Annotated in this window: 4 protein-coding genes; 2 read left to right on the top strand and 2 right to left on the bottom strand. The window is 52.9% G+C overall.

Annotation, left to right across the window (positions count from 1 at the left end):
- The first annotated feature begins 245 nt into the window (after positions 1-245).
- On the top strand, positions 246-2,072 hold the full coding sequence (locus OB13_RS15890) for a glycoside hydrolase family 15 protein (RefSeq protein WP_461491159.1): 1,827 nt from the start codon (positions 246-248) through the stop codon (positions 2,070-2,072).
- A 108-nt stretch (positions 2,073-2,180) separates the two neighbouring features.
- On the opposite strand, the gene OB13_RS15885 is transcribed toward OB13_RS15890, so the two are convergent.
- On the bottom strand, positions 2,181-4,691 hold the full coding sequence (locus OB13_RS15885; RefSeq protein WP_461491158.1) for a zinc-dependent metalloprotease: 2,511 nt from the start codon (positions 4,689-4,691) through the stop codon (positions 2,181-2,183).
- 442 nt (positions 4,692-5,133) lie between these two features.
- On the opposite strand from OB13_RS15885, the gene OB13_RS15880 reads away from it, so the two are divergent.
- Positions 5,134-6,750 (top strand): tetratricopeptide repeat protein, encoded by a 1,617-nt coding sequence (locus tag OB13_RS15880; protein ID WP_461491157.1) that lies wholly within the window; start codon positions 5,134-5,136, stop codon positions 6,748-6,750.
- Positions 6,751-6,755: 5 nt separating this feature from the next.
- Here the strand turns inward: OB13_RS15880 and dinB are convergent, their stop codons facing one another.
- A complete protein-coding gene (gene dinB, locus OB13_RS15875) occupies positions 6,756-7,835 on the bottom strand; it encodes a DNA polymerase IV (RefSeq protein ID WP_461491156.1) in 1,080 nt (359 codons plus the stop codon).
- Between the last annotated feature and the right edge of the window lie 293 nt (positions 7,836-8,128).

Here is an 8,128-nt window from a genome sequence, read left to right as displayed (position 1 = left end):
TATCCTCAACTATACTTCTTTAGTTCTGCCAGGTGTATAGGGATAACTTTAATGATTTCCAAGTAAGTTTTGCCCGAAAGGCCCGCTGTCAGCAGGCTTTTTATTGCATTTTTTTCTGATCATACTTTAACGGCGCTTCGGGCTGGATAATTCGTGATGGAATAGCACGCCTGGCAGCCAATGGTACCTGAGGGCTATGCAGGCCGCTTGCATGAACCATCAAACTCCGGAACCGTACCTAAATTATGACAGAAGCTGGTTATTTACCCATTGAGGACCATGGCGTAATCGGGGACCTGAACACGGTCACCCTGGTAGGGCTAAACGGATCTATTGACTTCATGTGCTTCCCGGATTTCGACTCGCCTACCATCTTTGCCTCCCTGCTGGATACCGAAAACGGCGGGTGTTTCTCTCTTCACCCTGCCTGCGACGGGATGAAGCACAAGCAACTTTACCTGCCCGATACCAATGTGCTGCTGACCCGGTTTTTGTCGGATGATGGCATAGCCGAAATAACAGACTTTATGCCCCTGGAATTATCTGAACAAAAAAGTGATCTGGTCAGGCGGGTTACCTGTGTGCACGGCGATATGACCTTCCGGATGCAGTGCAGCCCGCGTTTCAACTATGGCAGGGCTGCTCATACTGTCGAGCAGGTAACCGAGCACGAAGTCAAGTATTCGAGTGACGGGCCTGATGGAAGCGTCCTACGGCTTAAAAGCTCTGTACCGCTGAAAATAGAAGGCAAAGATGCAGTGGCCTCGTTCTGCCTTAAAACCGGTGAGCAGGCTGACTTTCTGCTCGAACATGGCACCTGTACAACGCCACCTGCCCCGGATCTAAGCTCCTTCGTGACGCAAAGCCTTTACGAGACCATCAACTACTGGAAAAAATGGATTTCCGAGTGCAGCTACAGAGGGCGTTGGATAGAGATCATCAACCGATCAGCCCTGGTGCTTAAGCTCATGACCTCCAGCAGGTATGGCTCTATGGTGGCTGCACCTACTTTCGGGTTACCGGAAGAAGTCGGAGGGGTACGCAACTGGGACTACCGGTATACCTGGATCCGGGATGCCTCTTTTACCGTGTACGTCCTGCTCAGGCTAGACTTTAAGCAGGAAGTCAAATGTTTTATGGACTGGGTGGACAAGCGCTGCGATGACGTGGGGAGTGCAGGACATTTGAGGCTCATGTACACCCTGGCCGGCGAACTAGACCTGGAAGAGAACATACTGAAGCACCTGAGCGGCTACAGAGGCTCCACGCCGGTGCGCATCGGCAACGGCGCTAACGACCAGGTGCAGCTCGACATTTATGGGGAGCTGCTCGATTCTGTTTACATTTATGATAAGTACGTAACGCCTATTTCATTTGAGTTCTGGAACAAACTCCGGCACCAGGTGGAGTGGGTGTGCGATAACTGGCTGCTGGAGGACGAAGGAATATGGGAAGTGCGGGGCGGCAAAAAGCATTTTCTATACTCCCGCATGATGTGCTGGGTAGCCATAGACAGGGCCATGAAGATCGCCGACAACCATTCTTACCCGCTTCCGGCCAGGTGGCGGAAGGAGCGCGATAAGATCTTCTTCTCCATTCACCAGGAATTCTGGGATGAGGAGCTAAAATGCTTTGTACAGTATAAAGGGGCAGATACTGTGGATGCAGCCACCCTGCTGATGCCCCTGATCCGGTTTATCAGCCCGAAAGACCCCCGATGGGTTTCTACTTTGGAGCGCATCGAGGAGCGACTGGTATCCGATGCACTGGTTTTCCGCTATCGCAACAAAGAGCAGCTCGATGGTCTGGAAGGGGGCGAGGGGACTTTTTCGATGTGTACGTTCTGGTATGTGGAGTGCCTGGCAAAGTCGGGGCAGGTAGAGAAGGCACAGCTATATTTCGAGAAAATGCTGGGGTATGCCAACCACCTGGGGCTTTATGCCGAAATGCTGGGACTAAAAGGAGATCACCTGGGCAATTATCCGCAGGCCTTCACGCATCTGGGCCTCATCAGCGCTGCCCTTAGCATCAACGACATACTGGAAGGCCAGGAAAACAAACGCAAAATATAGGCGGGGTATGCATAAAACGAACTGCTCCGCTTTCTACCCTTGGGCAGGTATAAACAAAAAGCCCCGGCTAAACTAACCGGGGCTTTCGCTATTCTAAAAAACAGGAAATTAACTTTTGGGATTCAGGATGTTATCGATGCGTACCAGTGCGTCCTGCAGGTGGTATTTTGTCATCGTATCCTTCGCCTTTGGCAACGAAGCCCTGATCTGGCTGCGCAATGCCGTCAGCTCGCCCCGCACCATCGGCCGGATATCAGACTGCGACACATTGACCGAAGTGAAACCCATAAACGCACGGGCTCCGGCCGGTACGGCGCGTTGTTCTTCCTTCATCAGGAACTCCATACGGTCCAGGTAACCGCGCTGCAGGTTGCGGCGGTACATGTCTACCGTTTTGCCGGCAGCCACTTCCGACCAGACGCCATTGCGCAGGTCTGCCATCATCTCGGGCAAGGTATAGGTCTTGTTGCCAAGCGAAGCCTGTGCCTCCAGCAGACGCTGCATGCGGCCCGGCTCCAGTACGTTGTTCAGGATGTTTACCTGCGCCGTACGTACGCGCTCCAGAGCACCGGCAGACTCGATCTTGCGCAGGATGTTGTTATCCAGCATCCAGGTCGGGGTTGCGAAGCCCTGCTCGTTGATAAACTTCATGGCGCGCTGCTGTTTTTCCTTTGGCACGGCCGCATAGACATCGCCCTTCTGGTCGTGGGTTTTGTAATTCTCATACACCCCGCCGATGTTCGCTGTCACGTGGCCCATGTATCGGTTCCACTGGCCCAGCACCTGGGTATACATCTCCTGCAGGTCCTCGTAGTTCTTGTTTTCCTCCGCGGTCCACTCGATCAGGTTGGGCATCACACGCTTCAGGTTTTTGATGCCGTAGTCGCTGGCCAGCATGGCATCGTCGCCCAGGTCTTCGGTCTGCGAAGACGGATCGACCGGGTTGCCCTGCTGTCGTCCGAAACGGTACATCGGGTCGTTTTCCTTTTCACGGATCCATTTTGCCAGTTGCTCCGGGTTGTCATTGCCGTTGGTTTCAGGAAAATAGGTATAGCCCCACTTTACCGAATACTTGTCATACACGCCTATACCTGGCATCAGCGCTACCCCGTTGTCCTCCGGCTGCGCCACGTAGTTAAAGCGGGCATAGTCCATGATGGAAGGCGCAGTGCCCATTTTCTTAGTGAATTCCGCGTCACGCAGTTTCTCTACCGGGTAGGCAGCACTGGAACCCATGTTGTGCGGCAGCCCCAGTGTATGGCCTACTTCGTGGGCCGCTACAAAACGGATCAGCTCGCCCATCACTTCGTCTTTGAACTTGATGCTACGGGCATCCGGGTTGATGGCCGCCGTCTGGATGAAGTACCAGTTGCGAAGCAGGTTCATCACATTGTGGTACCAGCCGATGTGGCTTTCCAGGATCTCACCGGACCGTGGGTCGTGCACGTTGGGTCCGTACGCATTCTGTGTTTCGGAAGAGAAGTAGCGGATAACCGAGTAACGCGCATCTTCGGTGCTGAACTCCGGATCTTCTTCCACAGAAGGAGCGTCCTTGGCAATGATCGCATTCTTGAAGCCAGCGGCCTCAAAGGCTTTCTGCCAGTCCTCTACACCCTTTTTCAGGTATGGGCGCCATTTCATAGGTGTTGCCGGGTCAATGTAGTACACGATCGGCTTCACTGGCTCTACCAGTTCACCCCGTGCATAAGCCTCCTTGTCTTTCGGCTCCAGTTTCCAGCGCACGATGTAGCGGCGCTTTGCAGCACGCTGCTCGTCCGTACCGTAGTCTGTCTGTGACATAGTGAAGTACCCCACACGCTGATCGAACCGGCGGGCAGCCATAGGCACTTTTGGCAGCAGCAGCATGGAGTGGTTCAGCTCCAGGGAGATAGTACCGGCGCTGGAATTGGCAGGCGGCTCCGTTGCCTCGTAGGTCATGAGCGAACGCGCCTCAATGTTGGTCGGGAAGCTCTTGATTCCTTCCACAAATGAACGCTTGTCATCCAGGCGCTTCACTTTATACTTGTCGCGGTTGTCTTTGTCCAGGCCCAGCGCAGGCACATCCTTCGAGAAAAAGTCTGTCACTTCTACTACTGAACTCCCGTTGTTCAGTGCCTTGATATCAAAAGCCTGAATGACAGGAGCTAGGTTGGAGTTCTGTACGGAATGGAAGATCTCGAGCGTATCGTTGGCTACGTTTTGGTAAGAGATCAGGCGCAGCAAAATGCGGTTGCCTTTCTTTTCCCAGCGCAGCATCTGCCGGTTCAGTTCTTCACCGCCATACCCGATGTTGGTAGCCGTTTTGGCAATACGGCTCACCATCAGCATGTCGCGGTGCAACAGCGTATCCGGTATCTCATAGAAGTACTTGTCATCGACGCGGTGCACCTTGAACAGACCATCATCGGTTACAGCACTGGCTGTGATCACGCTGCTGTAAGGTTTGATACCACCGTCTTCCTTTTTAGGGGCAGTTGCCGGGGCAGCCTGTGTTGCAGCGGCTTCCTGTTTGGCCTTTTTTTTCTTTTTTTCCTTGCTTTGGGCAAAGGAAGGGGGTGCTATAAGCGCACCAGCCAGCAGCAGCGTAGCCAGCCGGGCATAGCGTACATTTTTACTCATAATCGGGTGAAAGATTAAGGTTTGGTTAGTTAGTAGGTAATATAGAAACAGAAAATTATGTTGAGCAACCGTCCATGCCTGCAACAGAAACAGAGACTATTGAGCAAGCTGATGGTTTAACTACAAGTGCAGACAAAATTTGCTCTGAAAACACTTGTTCAGGTATAGCATTTTCATTATACCGGCAAAGATATCTTTTCAAGGTATAGCCAAATAACTTGTACTGAACAGATTAGGTAAACGTATGTGGATGCCTCTTGTGGTATTTATATAATAAACACTTGAACAAATTATTGAATATAGAGTAGTAGAATATAATAGTCCGTTCCTACCGTTTGATTATCCCCTCCACTCCATTCATTAAGCCTGGCACAGCTTAATTGCAGATCTGAGTCGTCTTTGCTTTTGAAACGCATCAACCAACCATTCCTTCCGAAATCAAATGAATCCATTACACTTTTTGTTGCTGCTCTGTTTTCTGTTTTGGAGCACATCTACCACGCATTCGGTGGCACAGGGCCACGCTACCCATCACGGCAAAGTAGAGTTGCAGACGTCCTGCAGCCAGGCAGCGCAGCAGAACATCTATACAGGCTTAGCCCTCCTGCATCACATGATGTACGAGCAGGCAGAACAGGAATTTGCTGCGGCGGCACAAGCTAACCCGGATTGTGCTATGGCGCAGTGGGGAATAGCCATGAGTTACATTCATCCGCTTTGGGGAGAAAGACCCTCCGACGAAAATCTGCAGAAGGGGCAGGCAGCACTGGAAAAAGCAGCCCAGCAGAAAAACATGACCAAGCAGGAGGCCGCGTATATAAAAGCTGCCAGTCTGTTTTATGAGAACTGGGAGAACACTTCTTATCAGGAGCAATTGAAGGCATTCGAATCGGGTATGCAAGAACTATATGAAGCCTACCCGGAAGATGTGGAAGCTGCTGCATTCTATTCTCTTTCCCAATTGGCTACTGCACCCAAGACGGATAAAACATTTGCCAAACAGAAAGAAGCAGGGGAGCGGCTGGAAAAGCTGCATGCAAAGTCCCCGGATCATCCGGGATTGTTCCATTACATCATCCATGCTTACGACAACCCTGCGCTGGCCCAAAAAGCTTTGAAAGTTTCAAAAGAATATGAGCGCATTGCCCCCGATGTGCCGCACGCGCTGCACATGCCCAGCCATATTTTTGTCAGGTTAGGACATTGGCCGGACGCGATCGATTGGAACATCCGGTCAGCTGATGCTGCGATGCGGCAATCTGCCGGGAAAGAAACCTCGATGCATTATGCCCACGCACTGGATTACATGGCGTATGGCTACCTGCAGCAGGGGCAGGACAAAAAAGCACAGGAAGTGCTGAATAAAATGCGGGCCGTAACCACCTATCAGCCAGCCTTTGCTGCTGCCTATGCACTGGCTGCAGTGCCGGCACGCTATGCATTGGAAAGGGGCAAATGGGCAGAGGCAGCGCAATTGCCGGTTCGTTCCCCTGAAACTTTCGCCTGGGACAAATACCCGGGAGCAGAAGCCCTGACCCATTTTGCCCGTGGCATTGGTGCAGCCCGCTCCGGAAATCCAACCGTGGCAGAAGAATCCATCATGGCACTGGAGAAACTAAAAGCGCAGCTGACCAGCGGTGGCGATACCTATTGGGCTGCCCAGGCGGAGGCGCAGCAAAAGGCCGTGGAAGCCTGGCTTGCCTATCAGCAAGGAAACAAGGACAAAGCGCTAGCCCTGATGCGGGAAGCTGCCGATCAGGAAGATGCCCTGGACAAACACCCGGTAACGCCTGGCGCCGTATTGCCGGCCAGGGAACTGCTGGGGGACATGCTGCTGCTCACCGGGAAGCCTGCGGAAGCGGCTGAAGCTTATGAAGCAAGTCTGCAGGTATCGCCCGGTCGATTTAACAGTCTCTATGGTGCTGCCCGATCAGCTGAGCAAGCCAAAGACAAGCTGAAGGCGAAAAGCTATTATACAGTGCTCCTGGAAAATACGGCAAAAGCAGACGGGGACCGGGCCGGCATCCAGGAGGCCAAAAAATATGTTGTTAAAAAATAAGCTTCCTAAAACTCCAGCGTGAGCTGATAGCCTTCCTGCTTGTCGTGCTGGTAGAGGAGGCTGGAAACAGAAATGCCCAGTAGGCGCACCGGGTACTGGGGGAGTTGCGGCGTGCGCAGCAGGTCGCGGGCAATGGTGTAGATGGCCGCTGCACTCCTGAATTCGCTCAGATACGTTTTGCTGCGGGTGTTCTGCGTGAAATCAAAATACTTGATCTTGACAGTAACCGTTTTGGCAGTGGTCTGCAGCCGCTCCATGTCCTGGGCCACCTCTTTGGCCAACGTTTCGAGTTCCTGCAGCATGATTTCTTCCTCGGTCAGGTCTACCTCAAAGGTGCGCTCCGAGCCTATAGACTTGCGGATGCGGTGTGGCTGCACGTCGCGATCGTCCTGCGCACGGGCGATGCGGTAGTAGTAGCGCCCTGTTTTGCCAAAATGCCGCACCAGTTCTTCCTCTGATCGCTCCCGTAGGTCGGCGCCGGTGAGAATACCCATGCTCTGCATTTTGGCTGCCGTCACTTTGCCTATTCCATGGAATTTCTCGATGACCAGGCCCGCCACCAGTTCCTCCGCCACATCGGGCGTGATGAGGGTGAAGCCATTGGGCTTGTTCATATCCGAAGCGATCTTTGCCAGGAACTTATTGAAGGATACACCGGCTGAGGCAGTTAGACCTGTTTCTTCGTGTATGCGCGCCCTGATCTGATTGGCGATGATGCTGGCCGAAGGCATACCGATCTTGTTCTCGGTCACATCCAGGTAGGCTTCGTCCAGCGAGAGCGGCTCCACCAGATCGGTATAAGCGTGAAATATCTCACGTATCTGCCTCGAAACCGCACTGTATACCTCAAAGCGGGGCTTTACGAAAATGAGCTGCGGGCAGCGTTGGGCAGCTATCTTGGATGCCAGGGCCGAATGTACGCCATACCTGCGGGCCTCGTAGCTGGCCGCTGCCACCACACCTCTTGCCCGCGAGCCACCCACGGCCACAGGTTTTCCGCGCAGCTCGGGGTTGTCGCGCTGCTCCACCGACGCAAAAAAAGCGTCCATGTCGATGTGGATGATCTTTCGGATGGGGGTGTTCACCGGGTCTAGGGTATAGGTTACAAAGATAAGACTTAATTTTTCCTTCCGGGCTGGTATTGACGGGTTAACGATTACTTGTTCGTATACCTATACCGCCAGTTTGAGCGCAGCGGTAACTGGTGGTTGCAGTAGAGGCCAGTTTGTAACTGGCGGAGCTGCTGTCCCAGGTATAGCAACCCGACGTTGTTGTATAGCTTCGCCTGTCCGGCGGGGACCTACTTTTTTTCTTGATAAAAAAATCGAGGGCCCCTACCCCCTGTAATCAAAAAAATCAAGACGCTCCAAACTCGCTG

The sequence above is a fragment of the Pontibacter sp. HJ8 genome, from assembly GCF_054824225.1.
Note: the sequence above shows the minus strand (reverse complement) of the source record. Positions and strands in the feature narration are given on the sequence as shown.

Bases quoted from the DNA above. Each gene is read 5' to 3' on its own strand.
- OB13_RS15890 (WP_461491159.1), top strand. From the start codon at position 246: ATGACAGAAGCTGGTTATTTACCCATTGAGGACCATGGCGTAATCGGG.
- OB13_RS15885 (WP_461491158.1), bottom strand. From the start codon at position 4,691: ATGAGTAAAAATGTACGCTATGCCCGGCTGGCTACGCTGCTGCTGGCT.
- OB13_RS15880 (WP_461491157.1), top strand. From the start codon at position 5,134: ATGAATCCATTACACTTTTTGTTGCTGCTCTGTTTTCTGTTTTGGAGC.